15 protein-coding genes and 1 other annotated feature are annotated in these 18,477 nt (G+C 37.2%); all 15 genes read left to right on the plus strand.

Annotation, left to right across the window (positions count from 1 at the left end):
• The first annotated feature begins 40 nt into the window (after window positions 1-40).
• Window positions 41-586, plus strand: coding sequence for a hypothetical protein (locus BN853_RS00220; RefSeq protein ID WP_030003939.1), 546 nt, complete (start codon window positions 41-43; stop codon window positions 584-586).
• A gap of 199 nt (window positions 587-785) precedes the next feature.
• Window positions 786-1,035 (plus strand) — a binding site (T-box leader).
• A gap of 96 nt (window positions 1,036-1,131) precedes the next feature.
• The gene (gene trpB / locus BN853_RS00225) at window positions 1,132-2,307 is read left to right on the plus strand and encodes a tryptophan synthase subunit beta (protein ID WP_030003940.1); all 1,176 of its coding nucleotides are present in this window, start codon (window positions 1,132-1,134) and stop codon (window positions 2,305-2,307) included.
• Between the two features lie 66 nt (window positions 2,308-2,373).
• On the plus strand, window positions 2,374-2,934 hold the full coding sequence (locus BN853_RS00230; protein ID WP_030003941.1) for a ClbS/DfsB family four-helix bundle protein: 561 nt from the start codon (window positions 2,374-2,376) through the stop codon (window positions 2,932-2,934).
• Window positions 2,918-3,679, plus strand: a complete 762-nt coding sequence (locus tag BN853_RS00235) for an SDR family NAD(P)-dependent oxidoreductase (protein WP_030003942.1) — start codon at window positions 2,918-2,920, stop codon at window positions 3,677-3,679. The genes BN853_RS00230 and BN853_RS00235 overlap by 17 nt, the downstream gene beginning before the upstream one ends.
• A gap of 60 nt (window positions 3,680-3,739) precedes the next feature.
• Window positions 3,740-4,654: a hypothetical protein gene (locus BN853_RS00240; RefSeq protein WP_030003943.1), complete on the plus strand. Its 915-nt coding sequence runs from the start codon at window positions 3,740-3,742 to the stop codon at window positions 4,652-4,654.
• Window positions 4,655-4,757: 103 nt separating this feature from the next.
• Window positions 4,758-5,492, plus strand: coding sequence for a competence protein CoiA family protein (locus BN853_RS00245; protein ID WP_030003944.1), 735 nt, complete (start codon window positions 4,758-4,760; stop codon window positions 5,490-5,492).
• A 139-nt stretch (window positions 5,493-5,631) separates the two neighbouring features.
• Window positions 5,632-6,078 carry a flavodoxin family protein gene (locus BN853_RS00250; protein WP_030003945.1) on the plus strand — a complete coding sequence of 149 codons (447 nt, stop codon included), beginning with the start codon at window positions 5,632-5,634 and terminating at the stop codon, window positions 6,076-6,078.
• A 139-nt stretch (window positions 6,079-6,217) separates the two neighbouring features.
• Window positions 6,218-7,294, plus strand: coding sequence for an HD-GYP domain-containing protein (locus BN853_RS00255; RefSeq protein ID WP_030003946.1), 1,077 nt, complete (start codon window positions 6,218-6,220; stop codon window positions 7,292-7,294).
• 14 nt (window positions 7,295-7,308) lie between these two features.
• On the plus strand, window positions 7,309-10,194 hold the full coding sequence (locus BN853_RS00260) for a response regulator (RefSeq protein WP_030003947.1): 2,886 nt from the start codon (window positions 7,309-7,311) through the stop codon (window positions 10,192-10,194).
• 3 nt (window positions 10,195-10,197) lie between these two features.
• Window positions 10,198-11,478, plus strand: coding sequence for an ABC transporter substrate-binding protein (locus BN853_RS00265; RefSeq protein ID WP_052591079.1), 1,281 nt, complete (start codon window positions 10,198-10,200; stop codon window positions 11,476-11,478).
• A gap of 91 nt (window positions 11,479-11,569) precedes the next feature.
• Entirely contained in the window at window positions 11,570-12,112 is a 543-nt protein-coding gene (locus tag BN853_RS00270) for a DUF3267 domain-containing protein (protein ID WP_030003949.1), read from the plus strand.
• Window positions 12,113-12,233: 121 nt separating this feature from the next.
• The gene (locus BN853_RS00275; RefSeq protein WP_030003950.1) at window positions 12,234-12,704 is read left to right on the plus strand and encodes a hypothetical protein; all 471 of its coding nucleotides are present in this window, start codon (window positions 12,234-12,236) and stop codon (window positions 12,702-12,704) included.
• Between the two features lie 204 nt (window positions 12,705-12,908).
• Window positions 12,909-13,388 carry a PfkB family carbohydrate kinase gene (locus tag BN853_RS00280; protein ID WP_030003951.1) on the plus strand — a complete coding sequence of 160 codons (480 nt, stop codon included), beginning with the start codon at window positions 12,909-12,911 and terminating at the stop codon, window positions 13,386-13,388.
• Between the two features lie 265 nt (window positions 13,389-13,653).
• Window positions 13,654-14,832, plus strand: coding sequence for a DUF4886 domain-containing protein (locus BN853_RS00285; protein WP_030003952.1), 1,179 nt, complete (start codon window positions 13,654-13,656; stop codon window positions 14,830-14,832).
• A 26-nt stretch (window positions 14,833-14,858) separates the two neighbouring features.
• Window positions 14,859-18,272, plus strand: a complete 3,414-nt coding sequence (locus BN853_RS00290) for a DUF5011 domain-containing protein (protein WP_030003953.1) — start codon at window positions 14,859-14,861, stop codon at window positions 18,270-18,272.
• Window positions 18,273-18,477: the final 205 nt, after the last annotated feature.

An 18,477-nucleotide genomic window follows, 5' to 3' on the forward strand; every position in this document is an offset into this window, starting at 1 on the left:
GTCTAAATTGAGATATACTAAGACTATGAGGTGATCAATCATGAAATTAAAATGGGCTTATGGATTACTAGTTAGCTATAGCTTGATGCATTTGATCTTTTTCTTTTCAACGAGTAGCGTCTTAGTCGATATCCTTAAAATGGAGGCAGATCCACTTGTGTTTACCGTGTTTAACCTAATGGGGTTATTCCCGCTGTCTTTTTTACTTTATGCCTTGTTCTATGAGACGATTGAAAAGAAGGAGTATCCCTATTTTATTCTTTCATTTATGCTTGGTGCGTTTGCGTTAACGCCTTATTTTATTAAAAGAAAAGAAGTACCTAGCGTAACAAAAAATAGACCTACGGTATTCTTACTTGTGATTGGTGTTATGTCTTTGTTGTTAATCATCTATGGGGTGATTCTAGGTCGTGTTAGCGAGTACAGTAGAGCGTTTATGAGTGACAGCTTTGTGCACATCATGACGTTTGATTTTTTATTCATGATTTGTTTAAGTGTCTATTTGATGTATCCGATAAAGAAACATTGGTATTTAGCATTTATTCCTGTGGTTGGGTTTTATTATTTACTATCAACAAAAGATTGATTTAAAAAATGGCCTTTCTTTTTACTTTATTTTAGGTATAATACCTGACTTTCGGACTTAAAAATGAACGACAGCCACTTTATCCCTCGATAGAGACATGGACTGTCGTTTTTTATGTCTTGTGTATTCACAAAAGACGGGAAATGAGACATTTTGAACATTTTATCTTGCAATACTCAAAAATAGGTATATAATAGAGTTAAATTCGATGACTTTAGAGTAGTAGTTAAAAAAGTCTCATTTAGCGAGCTTGTGAGAGTGTAAGACAAGCATGAGAACTTTTAATGAATGGACTAAGGTAGAAGCCGTGTGAACATTAGTAGCATGAGCCGGGCGCTTCCGTTATCAAGCAAAAATATTAAAGTCTTTAATGACGGCGTATTTTAGATAAGAGGAGAAACAATTGTTTCTTAAACATTGGGTGGTACCACGAACATTTCGTCCCAAGGCATCTTTTTAGATGTCTTGGGGCTTTTTCATACCCTAAAACCCTCTTAATTAAATACTCCCTAAACAAAGCGTAAAAAACGAAGGGGGTTTCAAACATGGAGTTTGGACAATTTGGTGGACAATACTTACCACCACACATTTTAAAAGCAGTAAAAGAGGTCGAAGAAGCGTATGATCGTTATAAAGACGACCCGCTCTTTTTAGAAGAGTTTCAGTTTTATTTAAATACCTATGCTAACCGGCCAAGCCTGCTCTATCACGCAAAAAACATGAGTGAAGATTTGGGTGGAGCTAAAATCTATTTAAAAAGAGAAGATTTAAATCACACCGGGGCACACAAGATTAATAACGTCATTGGGCAAGCGCTGCTTGCCAAAAGGATGGGCAAGAAAAAGCTGATTGCTGAAACCGGTGCGGGACAGCACGGGGTTGCGACTGCGACGATTGCGGCGTTATTTAACATGGCATGTGAAATCCATATGGGTGCCGTCGACATTCAAAAACAGGCACTAAATGTTTACCGTATGGAATTACTCGGTGCGAAAGTCGTTAGCGTTGATTTTGGACTTAAAACTTTAAAAGAAGCCGTTGATAGCGCACTAGATGCATGGAGTAATGAACTAGAAGATACATTTTACTTGATTGGGTCTGCGGTGGGACCACACCCATACCCGACCATGGTACGTGACTTTCAAAAAGTCATTGGCATGGAGATTAAACAAGCGCATTTGAAACTTGAACATAAATTACCAGACTACGTGATTGCTTGCGTGGGTGGTGGGTCAAACGCGATTGGTGCGTTTTATGATTTTATCGATAACAAAGAAGTGACGTTGATTGGGGTTGAGGCGGCAGGTAAAGGCATCGAAACGAAATTCCATGCGGCTACCATGACAAGAGGCAAAAATGGCGTCATCCACGGGATGCGTACCAAAGTTTTATTAGACGACAATGGCGACATCGATGAAGTCTATTCGATTTCAGCGGGGCTTGATTACCCTGGGGTTGGACCAGAGCATGCCTACTTATTTGACAATAAACGTGCGATTTATGTGTCAATAACCGATGAGGAAGCAGTTAACGCGTTTGAGTACTTATCGAAAAAAGAAGGCATCATCCCGGCCATTGAATCGGCACATGCGGTTGCCTACGCCATGGTCTTAGCAAGAACACTTGGTAAAGATAAAAGCATTGTTGTCAACCTATCAGGGCGTGGCGACAAAGACGTCAAACAAATTGCGAGTTACCGTGGGTTAAAATTAATCGATTAAGATATAGGCTTTAAGCACTTAGTTAGCGTATAATAAAATTAACGACACGGACTAAGGAGCGTAACCATGAGTAGACCACAAACTAAAGAGGCACTAACCTTACTTATCGAAAATAACTACGACGACTTAAAGGGGTTAATTGAGTCTAGTAGCCTTGAAGAACAAGAAAGCCATTTTCAGTTTTTTAAGGACGATAAGTTAAAAGAAACCCACTACAAAAGAGATGAAAACTTAAAAGATGTCCTAGTGCATCTTTATGAATGGCAGTGTTTGTTGTTATCATTTATTAAAGCATTAAGAGAGGATAAAAACACTCAAGTTTCTTTTCTACCCGCGGGTTATACCTGGAAGACTTATCCTAAGATGAACCAAGCAATTAAAGAAAAACATCAAAAAACGACGCTTGAAGAAGCCAAACGGTACTTAGATGACACGCATGAGAAAGTCTTAAACGAAATCGAGTGTCTCACAGAAGAAAGTTTGTTTGAAAAAGGCCATTTCAAGGCCATTAATAATACCACGCTTCTTTTGTATGTGACGGCTAACACAAGCAGTCATTATGTGTTTGCCTATAAGAAATATAAAAAACACTTAAAGGAGAGAAAAGCCCATGGAATTAAAGAATAAGAAAGTTGTGATTACAGGGGCTTCAAAAGGTATCGGACTCGAAGTGGTTAACCAATTATTAGACGAAGGCGCGTTCGTTTACGCCATCTCAAGACAAATGACAAGGCTTGATTTCTCTCATGAAAGACTCATCAAGCAAGACGCTGATTTGTCAAAAGAAAATGAAAGAGCAGATGTGTTTAATCACGCACTTAAAACGCTTGGCTCTATTGACCTATTTATTTCAAACGCCGGGTTTGCTTACTACGAACGATTAAGTTCGTACGAAGAATCACACGTCAATGCCATCTATGATCTTAACGTCAAACAAACCATTGATTTTGCTGTTAAGATGAAAGAATTACACCAGGATAAGCCATTTACCTTTGTCTCTACGATTTCAGCAACCGCCTTTGTTAGTTTACCTGGCTATGCGCTCTATAGTTCGACTAAAGCTGCACTCAGGGCGTTTATGGATGGGTATCGCTTTGAAATGAATAAAGATCAGCACTTGATTTCGCTTTATCCTGTGGCGACTCACACGGCCTTTTTTGAACGAGCCAAACAAACACATAAACCATGGCCTGTACAAAAATCAAGTCTCGTGGCAAAGGTCTTAATCAAAGGAATCAAGAAGAACAAAAAGAACATACACCCATCTAAAATATTCAAATACGGGTATTTACTAACCCCGTGGTTTTTCAAACTTTATAACTTAAGGGAAAAAAAGATATTCGACCAATTGGTTAAAAAGAACAATCAATAGAAAAAACAGACAAATAAGCATATAATAGAAATACTAAGATTTTTATGTGGGGGCGTTTTAATGAATAGTATCAATCAAAGTCAGCACTTGGCGTTTTACATTGACCGTTTAAGGTCAATGAGAAACCTATCGGTCGAAGAATTTTTAGACGGCATTGTGTCATCCAGGCAGTTTCGCAGATACATTGGTGGTGACTCACAAATGTCTTACGTGATTTTAGATAAACTCTCTAGACGTTTGGGCTTTAATGCTGAAAACGTCATTATGGAGTTAGAATCACATAAAATCAAACAAAGCCAAACGATTTTGTCTTTTTATACGTATGTCTTACAAAAGAACAAAAAAGACGCCGATGAGATTAAGAAAAACATCAACCAAGATGAGTTAATCTTAGAAACGGATTTACTTTTATACCAACATGGCGAAATACTTTATCGTCATCATTTTAATGGCACAAGAGAAGAAGAACTCATCAATGAAACTAAACAATTATTAGACTATAACGCGCTCTTAAAGAAGCACGCGTTATCTCAAAGTGAACTACACATCTTACTAACCTTGATGAGTTTTGAATCGTTTAGTGAACCAGAAGTGATCGCAAAAAAGTTGGCCCAATACTTAGACAATAACCTAACGGTTGTTACAGGGCACAACATCAAAATAGTCACACTAGTGTTAGAAGAATTAAGTCGCTATTATAGCATTGTTGAAGATTATGAAAAGATGCTTTACTACGCCGATGAGGCGGTTAAATATTGTTTAAAGATTAAATCGTACTATCTACTAGATACAATCTACTACTTTAAAGCGGCTGCGCATCATGAGTTAAAGCAGTTTGAAGAAAGAGACCAAGCACTAAAACGTCTTTATGGGTTATTGATTTCTGAGCTTAATGAAGCCAAACTTACCCGATTTAAAGCACTCTTTATCAAACGGTTCAGTAGAGAAGTTTCGTTCTTATTTAAAGACATTTAAGAGGTCCCTTGGGGTGCCTCTTTTTTTCAAATAGTGACAAATACGCCCTACTAAGAAGCTGTTATCTTTGTTAGAATGAACCTACATAGAAAGGTGGGAAACTATGTTTGTCGCAAAAAACAAAGCCAATCAGTTAATTAGAGCCGAACAAGCAAGCACATTAGAGGTCTATTATTGTCAATCATGCAAAGAAAAAGTAAGGTTATCTAATGAACCATTTAAGGTGTTTAAGCATAAAAGAGGCTCAAAGTGCAACAAAAACATTCAAAAGTTGTCTTTATGGCACTACTTGATGGATCAACGCCTTAAAGAGCTGTTGGTTGATAAAGTGATGTTTACGAATCGACACCCGTTTGAACATACTAAAAAAATCAAACAATCTGGCTTTATACTAAAAAAAGCTAAGACAAACAGTCAAGAAACACAGACGATATACGTCCTAGACTGTTTAAATCATACGTTTTACGAATCGAATAAACCAAACGTCATCCAAGTCAGTGAAATCTTAATAGATCAAACATTAGAATCAAAAGAAAAAGAATATTACTGGGGACTAATGCCAAGCTATTTAAGAAAAAAGACGTTAAGTGAAGAGACAATTTTGTATTTACACGTCAGTCTTAATTACTTTATCCAAGTCAAAGCCTTTGGTGCTTATAACTCACTGATTGGTGTTGGGGTTTCAATTAATGAGTTCTTAGAGACATTCAAAGAAAAAGAAGTCAGTCAAACTGATTTTTCTTTGTGTATCAAAAAAACAAGTAGTGAATTTAAAGAACGTCCGGACTATCAAGACACGTATAAAAAAAATCAAGAAATCTTGATGGGCTGTGACTAAATAAGAGAATATAACAATTGATTGAAAGAAGCTTGATTTATCGATTGGTTATCGACAAAGAATAACAAAAGTTCTATACTAAGGGTAAGGAAGTGATCTTTTAGAACGACATTATAATCCTATATGAGGAGGGATAGATTTGAAAGAAAAAGTGATTTGTTATTCAAAAACAGGTAACACCTTAAGTGTGGCTAGGCGTTTATCTGAGAGCTTAGGGATTTCTTGTGAGGAAGTAAAAGCGTATGTGGATGAGAAAAAACAGACGCTTGTCTCGATGATTGAAATCCCATCATTAGATGGCGTATCTAGGGTTTACTTTGGAAGTCCAGTCCACGGGTTTCAGATGCCAGTAGCAACCAAAGGTTATCTAAATACATTTGAATCTTTTGATGGTATTGAGTTTGTCTTATTTGTCACTCACTTTTTTCCATTTTCATGGTTAGGGGGCAATCAAACCTTAAACCAAATTAGAAAGTTGATTACACAAAAAGGCGGAATAGTATTGGAACAAACCTCCATCAATTGGAAGTCAAGAAAAAAAGAAGAAACGATTTATAACTTGATTAAGAGACATACGAGAAAATGACCATTTGGTCATTTTTTTCATTCATTTCATTTTTTATTAGAAACAATTCAATCAATTTATGAATGCGATTTCATAGAGTTTATAAAAAATATGTTATAATGTAATTAACTAAGATAAATATAAGGTCTGGGTGATATTAATGGTAACGAAAATCTTAATTGTTGATGATTCCACAACTGATTTACTAATTATACAAAACATGTTATCGGATTATGATGTAAAAATCGCACGTAATGGCAATCAAGCACTTGCAATACTAGATGAGGACCCAAGCATCCACTTGGTGATTCTCGATTTGAATATGCCATTTATGGACGGGTTTGAAGTTTTAGAGCATTTTAAGAAAGACGAAAAATACAACCACATTCGTGTGATTATTCTGACCAATCTCGATGAAATTGAAAATGAAATTAAGGGACTTGAACTCGGTGCGGTTGACTACATCAGAAAACCAGTGAACCTGAGAGCCTTAAAAGTTCGTATTGAGATTCACAAAAAGCTACTAGAACTTCAACACGACATTGAAGACGCAAATTACGTTCTAGATAAGCGCATAGAAAAAGCCACGCGTGAGCTTGTTGTTGCAAGAGATGTGACCATTCACGCGCTCGTGGGTTTGATTGAAGCACGTAACCTTGAGGCGTATAATCACATCATGAGAACCAAACAAATGATGGCGTGTTTGTGTCATCATTTAAGTAAGAAAAAAAAGTATCATGATGTACTAACGGATGATTATATCACTGAGCTTGTCCGAACAAGCCCACTGCATGACATCGGTAAAGTAGCCATACCCGATCATATTTTATTAAAACCAGGCAAACTCGATAAAGATGAATTTGAACTGATGAAAAAACACGTTGAGTTTGGTGTAGCTGCGTTAAAAAAAGAGCTTTCGTTTGACGTCGAGGTCCCAAGTTTTATCAAGACTGCCTTAGAAATTGTTGGCTTTCACCACGAAAAATGGGACGGCTCAGGTTACCCTAACGGTTTTAAAGGTGAATTAATTCCACTGCCTGGAAGGCTCATGACAATCATTGATGTCTTTGATGCACTAATTAACGAACGTGTGTACAAAAAGGCCTACAGCATTGAGGATTCGATAAACATCATTAAAGAAGGCATTGGCAGTCATTTTGACCCTGAAATTGCTGAAGCATTCTTAGAAGTGATTGATGAAGTCACACAAATCAACAAACAATACACGCAAACCTAAATGAGGTGGCTCACATGAAAAAATATTTGATTTTCTTATTGAGCATGACCCTACTTTTAGCCTTTCAAACAACAAGAGACCTTAACGCCTCTTCTTTAAACTTGAGCCAAAATGAGATGGACTACATTAACGATCATCCAATCCTAAAAACTGGGGTCGATCCTATGTTTGTCCCTTTTGAATTTATCGAAAACGGGGATTATTTAGGCATCGCAAGTGACTACATTAAGTTAATTGAAGCACGCACAGGACTAACGTTTGAGGTCGTAGAAAACCTCACTTGGGCACAAGCCTACTTTAAAGCGCTTGAAGGTGAAATAGATGTCCTTCCGGCCTTATCAAAAACAAGCGACAGGGAAAATTTTTTCCTTTTTTCTAGCATGTATTATGAAATCAAACGAGTGATTGTTACACTAAACTCGGATCAAAAAATAAAAAGTCTTTCGGACTTAGAAGGTAAAACCGTGGCGGTGCAAATCAACAGCAGTCACCACAGTTATTTACTTGGTTTTCCAAACATCAACCTAAGCTTATACGATGAGATCGATGAGGCGCTTACTGCCGTTAGTGATGGCAGAGAAATCGCGTTTGTCGGAAACCTAGCCACCACCGATTACCTCATTAAATCAAGTGGCATTACGAACCTCAGATTTAGTGCAATACCATCAAATGACCCGGTGGGTCTGCATTTTGCCATCCAAAAAGACAACCTAGTGTTATTAAGTATTTTAAACAAAGCGCTGAGTTCTATTAGTGCTGAGGAGAAAGTCGCGATTCATTCGAAATGGGTAACCGTTGATACCCTAGAAACCAAAGACTTTGGTCCTTTGATTCAAACGCTTGTTATACTTGGTTCGTTTATTTTAGTTGCTGGGATAATCTCTTCTTATTGGATTGTTAGACTTAGAAGTGAAATCATAGAAAAAGAAAAAACAAGAAAAGACTTAGAGGCTGCCAAAAAAGAAGCCGAGGCAGCCAACCTGGTCAAATCGACGTTTATGGCGCGCATGTCTCATGAAATTAGAACGCCTTTAAATGCGATTACAGGGATGTCTTATTTGCTTAAGAAAACCGACGTTAATTTCACTCAAAAGATGTATCTAGAAAGAATCACTCAGGCCTCAACCAACATGCTTAATCTAATCAATGACATTTTAGATTATTCTAAGATTGAAAGCTCAAAAATTGAATTAGAGGAAATCACGTTTAGTTTGGATCAAGTGGTCTTTAACTTAATGAGTATCTTAGCGGTCAAAATAGAAGAAAAAGGACTTAATTTCAGATACATTAAAGACCCTAAACTACACACCTACTATAGAGGAGATCCTAAACGGATTGAACAGGTGTTATTAAACTTATTGAATAACGCGATCAAGTTCACCGATAAAGGTGACGTGATTTTTGAAATCCATCAAAAAGCCGTTGGCGAAGATAAAGAACACTTGATACTCTCAGTTAAGGATACTGGTATCGGTATGAATAAAGAAGTGATGAGTCAACTCTTTGTGCCATTCAAACAAGCCGATGCGTCGATTAATCGTCGTTTTGGTGGTTCTGGTCTTGGTTTATCGATTGTTAAACACTTAGTCGAACTGATGGGTGGGTCTGTGAGTGTCTATTCAAAAGAGTTTGAAGGCTCTACGTTTGTCGTTGAACTTTCTCTTAGTTATGACCAAGAAAAAGAAGCATCGGTTTTAAAGGAAAGTTCAAATACCTTCTTTAAAAATATCCATGCCTTAGTCTTAGATAAAAACACGTCTAACTTAAATATGATGGAAACCTACCTACATTCATTTGGCATCAGAAGTGAACTAACGACTTCTAGCGTTAGCGCAGAGTCGTTAATCACACAGTACAACCAAAAGATGACTGACCCGTTTGATTTACTCATTTGTGACTACGAAACCCCAAGTGAGAAGGGCTTAGAGTTCATCCAAAGATTAAAAGAAAATACCGCCATTAAGCAGTTTCCAAAAATCATCTTGATGATTCCGATGCAGCGTACCGATTTATTTGATCAATTAAATCATGAAGCCATTGACGCAGCCATTGGCAAACCAGTCATTTCAAGTATTTTACACAACACACTTTTAGAGGTTTTCTTACCAAAATCCTTAGAAAAAACGAAGGAAAAAATCCAGGATGAAGCCATTGAAAAATTGAATAAAATCATTTTGATCGTCGATGATAACGACACCAATCAGCTCATATCTAAGCTTTTATTAGAACAACAAGGCTTTGATACATTAAGGGCAGATGATGGGCTTGAAGCCGTTAAGTTGTACCAATCAAAATCAGCTGACATTGACCTCATCTTAATGGACATTCACATGCCTAATTTAAATGGCTATGACGCGACAAAACAAATCTTACGTATGAATAAAGACGCACTCGTTATCGCCATGAGTGCAGAAATTGGTCCTGAGGTGATTAAAACCACCATCGAGGTTGGGATGGTAGGCTATGTCTCTAAACCGTTTGATCCAGAGGTATTGACACATCAAATCAAACAAACATTAAACAAACACAACAAACCCGTGGTTCAAGAAAGACTGCCAATCAACGTCAATAAAGGCATTAAACAATTAGGCGAAAACGCCGATTTGTACACCTTAGTCATCAAAGAGTATTACAAGGAAACCAGTGAGGTCGGTATCGAACTTAGTCAGGCAGTGATTGAAAAAGACTACATTAAAACAAGAAGTATCCTTCACAAACTCAGAAGTTCAAGTGCGAGTATTGGTGCTGATCAACTCTATGAAATCATACTAAAGATGCACAAAAGCGCCTTAGAAGAAGACAGTAATCAATTAACACAATTACTTGACGAATTTAACCTCGTTTTTAAGGACACGAGGGATTACATCAAAAAACACTACATCATAGAAAGCGCGGATTGAGTCATGAAAAAGATGATTATTTTGATTTGTCTACTCGCTTTGTTTTCTTGTCAAAAGAAAGCAGAAGCAAAAGTGTTAAATCTTAGGTTAACGGGCTTACAACAACCAGAAGAAAAGACGTTTTTTCGAACGTTCGTTAAACTGTTTGAGGCCGAACATGGGATTAAGGTCAATGTGATTTACGAATCGCCCTTAGAGGCTTACGATCACATCAAAGCGGAAGTTGATGATAAAGATATTCAAACGGACGTGGTGATGCTAGATACGGCAAACCTAGACAAATTCATGTCAAGTGATTACTTAGAGGACGTCAATTACTTAGATGATTTAACCGATCGAACGTTTGTTTCTTCTTTTGACTCCTACATCAAGAAAGGTCATAAAACCTATTTAGCACTCGTGTCTTATGACGTCTACTTAACGTTAATCAATAAACAAGCACTGCCATACATCCCACCATCGGTCGACGTCGTTAGAAATGAATACAATGAAATCATTGAAATTAAAGAACTTTCTTGGCAAGATCTGTTTTTTTGGGCAAAGAGAATCAAAACAGAGACAAACCAAGCCAAGTTTGGTTTTCCATATGGTGAGGTCTCCTCACAACTCATCTACCCACTCTCAGGGCTTAGTGCTTCAGTCGATGACTACGTTTTACCGAGTGTTTCCTCCATTGGCTTTTTTAAAGCAATGTCGTATTTACAAGATCTATTTGAAGCGGATGCCCTTAGTTATGGCCCAGCGTTTCAATCAGTCACCCAACCGACGACTCTTTTAGAATCGGGCGATCTATGGTTATCTTATGGGCACATTGGCCCCATCGGGAATGTCTACATTGAACAGAGTGAGGACTATCTAATCACGAGTGCACCAAAGGATAAAGTCACAAACACACGTGCCACAACCGCGGGGGCTTGGGGGTATGCACTAATTAAAGGCCATCAAAATAAAGAAAGTGCGAAGAAATGGCTAACCTTTATGACAGACAAAGAGATTAATTACCTTTATACCACCGGACTTGGTGGAATCATCTCACCCATTTTTGAGGTCACGAATGAATTAGGTAATACCCCCGCTGACCTTGTCATGAAGGCTGGATTAAAGATGGCTGATGAGTCGCTTGTTACCTTAGTGGTTGAAACAAATAACTACACGTCTTGGGATGCAGTAAAACACATCTATGTCGATATTTATGAAGACTTACTTTCAGGTGTTTATATCAATCAGATGTATTTAGATGAAAAACAAGAAGCGCTAGATGCGCTTCTAATCAAAGAAGGATAAACGATAAAAAGTTTATCTTTTTTCATCTTTTTATAGACAAGACATATTTTTTCGTATACGATTAAAGTAAACAAACGAAAAGGAGTTAACAATGAATAAACAACAAAACTATGTGTTAAGTCAAACCTATGATTTAAAAGGAAAAAAAGAAAATACCGTCATACAGGTGATCTTCATAGTGATATTTGCGTTCATGGCACTAATCTATCTTTTACTTGATAAAGAGCGTTCGAATATCAAAGGGTATTTGATTGCGGTGTTGGTGATTGTTGCGCTTGTTATTTATATGGCGCTACATGAACTTACGCATGGAATCACCATCCAACTGCTCTCAAAAACCAAATCAAGGTACCGCATTTCATTTCCATTTTTAACCACAGGTAGCAACGCACGTTTAAACAAACGTGATTTTATTCTTGTGTGTTTAATGCCTTCTTTGGTGTTTGGTGTCTTGTTAAGTGGTTTGTTGGTTTGGATTAGTAATGATTATTTTATAATCCTCTACGTGGTTCTAAGCCTTAATTTTGCTGGATCAAGTGGTGATTATTATCAAGTCTATTTGGCTTTAAAAACCAAAGGACATGCGTTATTTAAAGATAGCGGCGAAAAAACTGAAATCTACGTTAAAGGGTGAGTCGTTAAGGAACCTAGAAGCCTTCTAGGTTCCTTTTCTTAAGATGGATGGATTTATTTACCCATCTAGGGTAGAATAAAGATAACAAATCAAATCGTATAACAATTGATGGGGGTTATTTATGAAATTAAACTATAAGTATTTAATCGTTTATTTTTCTATTCTTTTGGTGTTGATGTTACTGATTCTGCCTTATTATCAAGCGTATGTCAATGACGCGAAGGCGTTGTTAGAACGTTATCAAACCTCAAATGACACAAACTTCTTGAATGAAGCCAACAGGCTAAAAACAAATGGGTATTTACTTCTAAACTTCTATTCAAGCTTGATCGTTAGCTTAGCCGCAACCATCTATTTGGTTGTCCTAGATAAAGTCGTAAAAATTAAAGTGAGCTATCGCTATTTTAGCTATTATCTAATTCTATCAACACTCATTTTTCTTGTCGTATTATTGTCTTTGTTAGATCAATCAAACGCACCAAAGCTAAATGCCTTTATCGGGCAATACATTTCGCCGTTTTTGCAGCTAGTAAGTGTCTATGTCATTAGTATCGCAACTAGCACTAAAGTGACTGTAAAGCCAGTAAAATAAGACGTTCGTTTGATGAAAATAGCTAAAGAACCGAGATAGGAAATCCTACGCAATTTTGCAGTTGTTTGTGTTGTATCATTTTGATTGTCTATCATCGCCCCTTAGATTAGGGGTTCTTTTTATCTTTAAACGAGATTCAATTTAAAGTTAAGAAAATCAAAAGGGAATCGTGAGTTTTCCTTTTATCGAAACCCAAGTGCGGATATGTTATTAAGCTATGATCAAATTAAGCCATTATCGCTTCAAAAAGACATTCTACACTTTTGTAGTGTGAGTTTGATTGATTACCCAATCAAACAAACGCACGAACGATTAATGGATGACTTTATACCAAAAGCGGACATCTTAAAAGTGTCTGATGAAGAATTAACGTTTATTACAGGCATTACGGATACGAGTGAGGCGATTCAGTCGCTGTTTGTTGGAAGAGTTAAAGCCGTACTCTACAGCCGCGGTAAACATGGTTCTAGCCTCTATTTAAAAGATGAAAAAAGAGACTATGACGGTTTTAAGGTCGAGGCCATTGATACAACGGGTGCGGGTGATGCGTTTATTGGTGCGGTACTTTATCAGATCCAGCAGATGAAAAAACCAGTAGAAGAAATTACCCTAAACGAATGGGATGACTTAATGCGGTTTTCAAATGGGGTTGCAGCACTCACAACCACCAAGGATAATAGATAAAAACACTAATAAGGATACAAACATCAGTTTCTTCAAAAAGACATGCTCCTTGATCATTCTAGACCTTTATTAGGGTTCGTTATTCGGACAAGTTAAAAAGCAGTAATGAATTTTCCCACAAAAACTATAATTTCACTTGCCTAAGAAAACGTTTTCATATATACTATAAGTGAAAAGTTTAGAAATGAATCGAGGACATTTGGATGAAATGTCATTTAATGTTATTCAATCGAAACGTTTCGATAACGAGAATAAGGAGGAAAAAATGAAAAAAGCATTGTTATTAATGTTGGTGTTGTCTTCTGGTTGGTTCTTGAGCGCTTGCGAAGAAACCATCGACGAAGGGCCTGACAACATAAACATCACGTTGGAAGGTCTTAAGGGCTTGGGAAGTTTAGAATCACCATACTTGATGAGTATAAATGTTGGCGAGACGGTCATGAAATATTTAGAAGTAGAGGGCGTCTATGAGACACTTGAACTATTACAAGGACAAATAGTCAGTGGAAAGTTTAAGAGCGATCTTAGCTTAGAAGCCTTAACAATCAAGCAAGATCAAGACGATTCAGTTCTTTTAATTACGGCGAATCAGAAAGGAGAGTATATGGTAAGAATTAAAGGAAAAGACATGTCTTCTTCGGCCTATATTCAAGTTGAAGTAACAGATCCTGCCAGTTACAAAGAAAGACTACGTATACTAGCAATTGGTAATAGTTTTAGTGAAGATGCGACAACCTACCTAGGAGAGATTGCGTCCAATTTAGGCGTTGAAGAGGTGATAATCGGTAATCTCTACATTGGTGGGGCATCACTTGAGACACATTGGAATAGCATAAAAAATCGTACATCAAGCTATACCTATTACAAGTATAGTAATAACCAATGGGAGAATAAAGGGGCAAAGAGTTTAGTCGTTGGTTTATTAGATGAACCTTGGGACATCATCTCAATGCAACAGGTTAGTGGGCTTTCTGGTATTGAAGAAAGTTTACAACCGTATTTGGATGACATTTTGGACTATGTCAATGAAACAAAATTGACTGAATCAACGTTTGTATGGCATCAAACGTGGGCGTACGCACAAAATAGTAACCACTCTGACTTCCCAAGGTATGAAAAAGATCAAACTTTAATGTATCAATCAATCATGGATGTCAGCCAAAACTACATTTTAAAACATGACGCTTTTACAAGAATTATTCCTGCAGGCACAGCCATTCAAAACCTTAGAAATACAGAAATTGGAGACAATTTAACAAGAGATGGCTATCACTTGAATGTTTATGGCAGGTATGTTGCAGGTCTAATGTGGTTTAAATCACTCACAGGACTTTCGATTGATGAATTAACTTACAGACCACAAAACGTCACAGAACAACAAATGAATCTTGCGATAGAAGCGGTCAATCAAGCATATCAAACAAAATTTCAAATTAGTAATTAAATCAAATAAAAAAGGGAGAAATTAATGTGAAAAAATTATGGTTAGTGATATTAGCTTTTACGTTTGTTTTTGCGCTATCAGCGTGTGAAGAACAAACCGAGAATAAAGACACAGTTAAACCCGTGATTACGGGTGCAAACTCCGTGACAATAAATGTCGGCACACCATTTGATCCAACAGATGGCGTCGAGGCAGAAGATGATGTGGATGGCGTATTGACCGATCAAATCACCATCACGGGTGAAGTCGATATTAATAAACCAGGTGACTACATCTTAACGTATCGTGTCAAAGACAAATCGGATAATGAAGCAATTGCTCAACGAGTTGTCACGGTTAAAGGCCTTGCGGGCTTTTTAAATGGTGACTTTAGTGATGGACTAAACGGGTGGAGCAGTTGGTTTAATCAGTCTCAAGGTGTCAATGTGGAATATAGCACAGAAGACGGGGTTGCGATTATCGATATTAAAGAACAATCCGTGGTGATGGACAACAACTGGTGGGACGTTCAGTTGTCTCAAAAGACACTCAGCTTAACGGCATTTGAATCCTACACATTACGATTTACGGTAAGTGCTGAAGCAAATAGAAAAATGATGGTTCAAGTTCAAGGTGGTGGACTACCACAAAAACCAATTGGTGAACACATGGTTGATGTCACAACAGAAGAACAAATCATCGAGATCGATTTTTACTCGACTGAAACATCTACTGCTGGCGTAGAACTTCAATTTGCGTTTGGGACTTTCCACAAAGTCCAAGGTGTGCCACTAGAAGAACAAACGATTTTAGGGAAAGTCTATCTTAAGAACATTGAAATTATTGCAGGGCCAGAACTAGAAAATCAAGCGCCAACCCTCAATGTTGGACCAGATGTCTTATTGCCTGTAGGCGCAACCAACTTCTTAGTTAAAGGTGGCATCTCAGTCAAGGACGACCGTGACCAATTAACAATCAATGATGTAATCTTTGAAGACATCTCAGAAGTGCCTTATGAAATTGGACAACCAGCACAAAAAGGCACCTATACGTTTAGATACACAGTATCTGACTCTGAAGGACTCGAGACGGTTGCGACTAGAAAATTATACGTGGCAGATCCATTTGATTTACCATCGTTTGATGTGATTGATGAACAAACAAACTTACCGGTAGGGTATGAAACTTGGTTTGAAGAAACCAGAGGTGGACTAACCGCAACGACCGCAAATGGTGTGGTTGAAATTGAAATTACGAACATTGCACCAACCGGTGGTAATATTTGGGAAAATCAATTTAAGATCATGAACTTAGCCGCCTTTATGGGCAATTACCAACTAAGCTTTGAAGCAAAAGCAGATACTGCAAGAGCCATTGTTGTAGCGATGGAAGGTAACGGCGGCGTTAACTTAGAAAATATGCAAGTGGTTAAAAACTTAACGACTGAATGGCAAACCTATACACTAGACTTTAGTGTCAATGTGAACGCAACAATCAAAAATAGAAATCTTCAATTCTGGTTCGGATCTTTAGTTAACATCGAAGGATTTACAACTGCAGATGATATTTTAACAACGCTCTATTTTAGAAACATTGACATTGTAAAAACCGATGAAATCAATTATGGAGACGAAGTAACTTTTGATTATGTTCAAGGATTCTGGGCAGACAATGCAACCTCGGTCTCACCAGAAACTGATGCGATTCATAATCGATACTTGGCAGTCAATCCTTTACCGATGGGACTATTACCAGTAGGTTCAGTCATCACAGTTGAATCTGGGTATCAATACCGCATCATCTTCTTAGAAAAACAAGGCGATGGGTTTAAAGTAGTTAAACGCTTAGATAATAGTACGAGTCCTTATTTTGAGATAACAGAAGGCTTCTTTGACATGGGTCAATACGTATCATTTAATGTCTCTAGTGTGCCAACAGTTGACATTAGTATGAGACTAGAAGAAGTAGCAAGTAAGCTAAAGATATATCACCCTGAGGGGACAATGGATAATCACATCGATTTAGAGTTTGTTGTATCTCAAGGTCATTGGGCACTTGATAATACACAAGTCACAAGTTCTAATAAACATCTTTCTACCAATCCGTTAACACCAGCATTCTATAATTTTGATATGGTCCTTGAAGTAGGTGAAGGTTATCAGTTTGCTTATGTAACCTTTGGGTTTGAATCAGGTGTTTATACGGTTTTATCTGTAAGCGAGTATCAAACAGAACCACTTTGGGTAAATGAGAGTTTCTCAGAAGGTAAAGAATTAATAGCATTTAATGTAACGAGTGTGGATGAAGAAAGCGACTTAACCGTTGAGGATTTTGATTCAATCGTTTCAATGCATCCGAATCAAATACCTCACGTCGATTACGAGCTAACATACTCAAGTGGCTACTATGCAGCAAGTGCAACTGCACTTACGCCTGGGACCGATGCATTTTCTAAAGGTTTTGCAGGAACAAATATTTTATCAAAGATGTATTTTGATGATGTTGAGGCGATTAATATCAAATCAGGCTATCAAGCCAGATTCGTCTTCTTCAGTTACGACGGGTATGGTAACTACAAAGTCACTAGAAGAACCGATAATCTAACCGGTATGATTATTTTAGATGAGATTTTATGGGCAGAAGACCAGTACGTGGCATTTAACATTTCAAGTCTACCTGCAAGAGATTTATCGCTTGAGTTAGAAAACCTACCAGATCAGTTTGAATACACACTAAAAGATCTTGTGTTTGTCTCAGGTTATTGGAACACAAATCAAACACAAGTCACAACAGGCGTCAATTATATCGCTTCAAGTGTATTACCAAGAACAGTGATGAATGCAGGCAATACGGTGACTATTGAAGAAGGTTATGAAGGTCGTGTCATCTTCTTGAATAAAGAAGGCGAAGGTTATAAAGTAATGGCAAGAAGTGATTTATTCACAGGTACACTTGTTTTGACAGAAGCAGCCTTTAAAAACTATCAATACATCGCGTTTAATCTTTCAAAAAAACCGGCATCAAACATTGAACTAGAAATTGAAGTTGTTTCAACAAAAATCTCATTTGGTGAATTCACGGATGAATTAGTGCCTCACGTGGATCAAACACTCAGTTTTCAAACAGGTTACTATGAAGATAATAAAACAAAAATCACCACAGGTGATACAACCTTCATTAAGGGATTTGGTGTATCTAACGTGTTATCGATTGAATCATTAGCTGATTACTCATCACTAACGATTGCTGAAGGTTATCAAGTTCGAGTCGTCTTTTTAGGCTATGATCATAATACGTACACTGTCATGCTAAGAAGTCAAAATCTGACTGGAACGATTGTCTTAGATGAAGCATTTATTGGCAACTATGAGTACATTGCCTTTAACATTTCTAGTATTCCATCACGTGATTTATCAGGTGAACTGGAATCACTACCAAGCTTAATCAGTTTTAATTCATAAGGCACTCATTTTAATATTAGCTGACTGTCAATATAATGACAGTCAGCTTTTTTTATTAATAGGAAATTTTATTTTCAAATCTAAAAATCTAAATAGACAAAAATCCCACAGTCATGTGGGTAAGCAAGATATGAGTTTAAATACTTATTTAAAAACCTTTAATGTTTGTTTATGTAAAAGGCGGTTGTAAAATGGTTCTTAATCA

Source organism: Paracholeplasma brassicae, from assembly GCF_000967915.1.
Lineage (GTDB): Bacteria > Bacillota_I > Bacilli_A > Acholeplasmatales > UBA5453 > Paracholeplasma > Paracholeplasma brassicae.

Bases quoted from the DNA above. Each gene is read 5' to 3' on its own strand.
- BN853_RS00220 (WP_030003939.1), top strand. From the start codon at position 41: ATGAAATTAAAATGGGCTTATGGATTACTAGTTAGCTATAGCTTGATG.
- trpB (WP_030003940.1), top strand. From the start codon at position 1,132: ATGGAGTTTGGACAATTTGGTGGACAATACTTACCACCACACATTTTA.
- BN853_RS00230 (WP_030003941.1), top strand. From the start codon at position 2,374: ATGAGTAGACCACAAACTAAAGAGGCACTAACCTTACTTATCGAAAAT.
- BN853_RS00235 (WP_030003942.1), top strand. From the start codon at position 2,918: ATGGAATTAAAGAATAAGAAAGTTGTGATTACAGGGGCTTCAAAAGGT.
- BN853_RS00240 (WP_030003943.1), top strand. From the start codon at position 3,740: ATGAATAGTATCAATCAAAGTCAGCACTTGGCGTTTTACATTGACCGT.
- BN853_RS00245 (WP_030003944.1), top strand. From the start codon at position 4,758: ATGTTTGTCGCAAAAAACAAAGCCAATCAGTTAATTAGAGCCGAACAA.
- BN853_RS00255 (WP_030003946.1), top strand. From the start codon at position 6,218: ATGGTAACGAAAATCTTAATTGTTGATGATTCCACAACTGATTTACTA.
- BN853_RS00260 (WP_030003947.1), top strand. From the start codon at position 7,309: ATGAAAAAATATTTGATTTTCTTATTGAGCATGACCCTACTTTTAGCC.
- BN853_RS00265 (WP_052591079.1), top strand. From the start codon at position 10,198: ATGAAAAAGATGATTATTTTGATTTGTCTACTCGCTTTGTTTTCTTGT.
- BN853_RS00270 (WP_030003949.1), top strand. From the start codon at position 11,570: ATGAATAAACAACAAAACTATGTGTTAAGTCAAACCTATGATTTAAAA.
- BN853_RS00275 (WP_030003950.1), top strand. From the start codon at position 12,234: ATGAAATTAAACTATAAGTATTTAATCGTTTATTTTTCTATTCTTTTG.
- BN853_RS00280 (WP_030003951.1), top strand. From the start codon at position 12,909: ATGTTATTAAGCTATGATCAAATTAAGCCATTATCGCTTCAAAAAGAC.
- BN853_RS00285 (WP_030003952.1), top strand. From the start codon at position 13,654: ATGAAAAAAGCATTGTTATTAATGTTGGTGTTGTCTTCTGGTTGGTTC.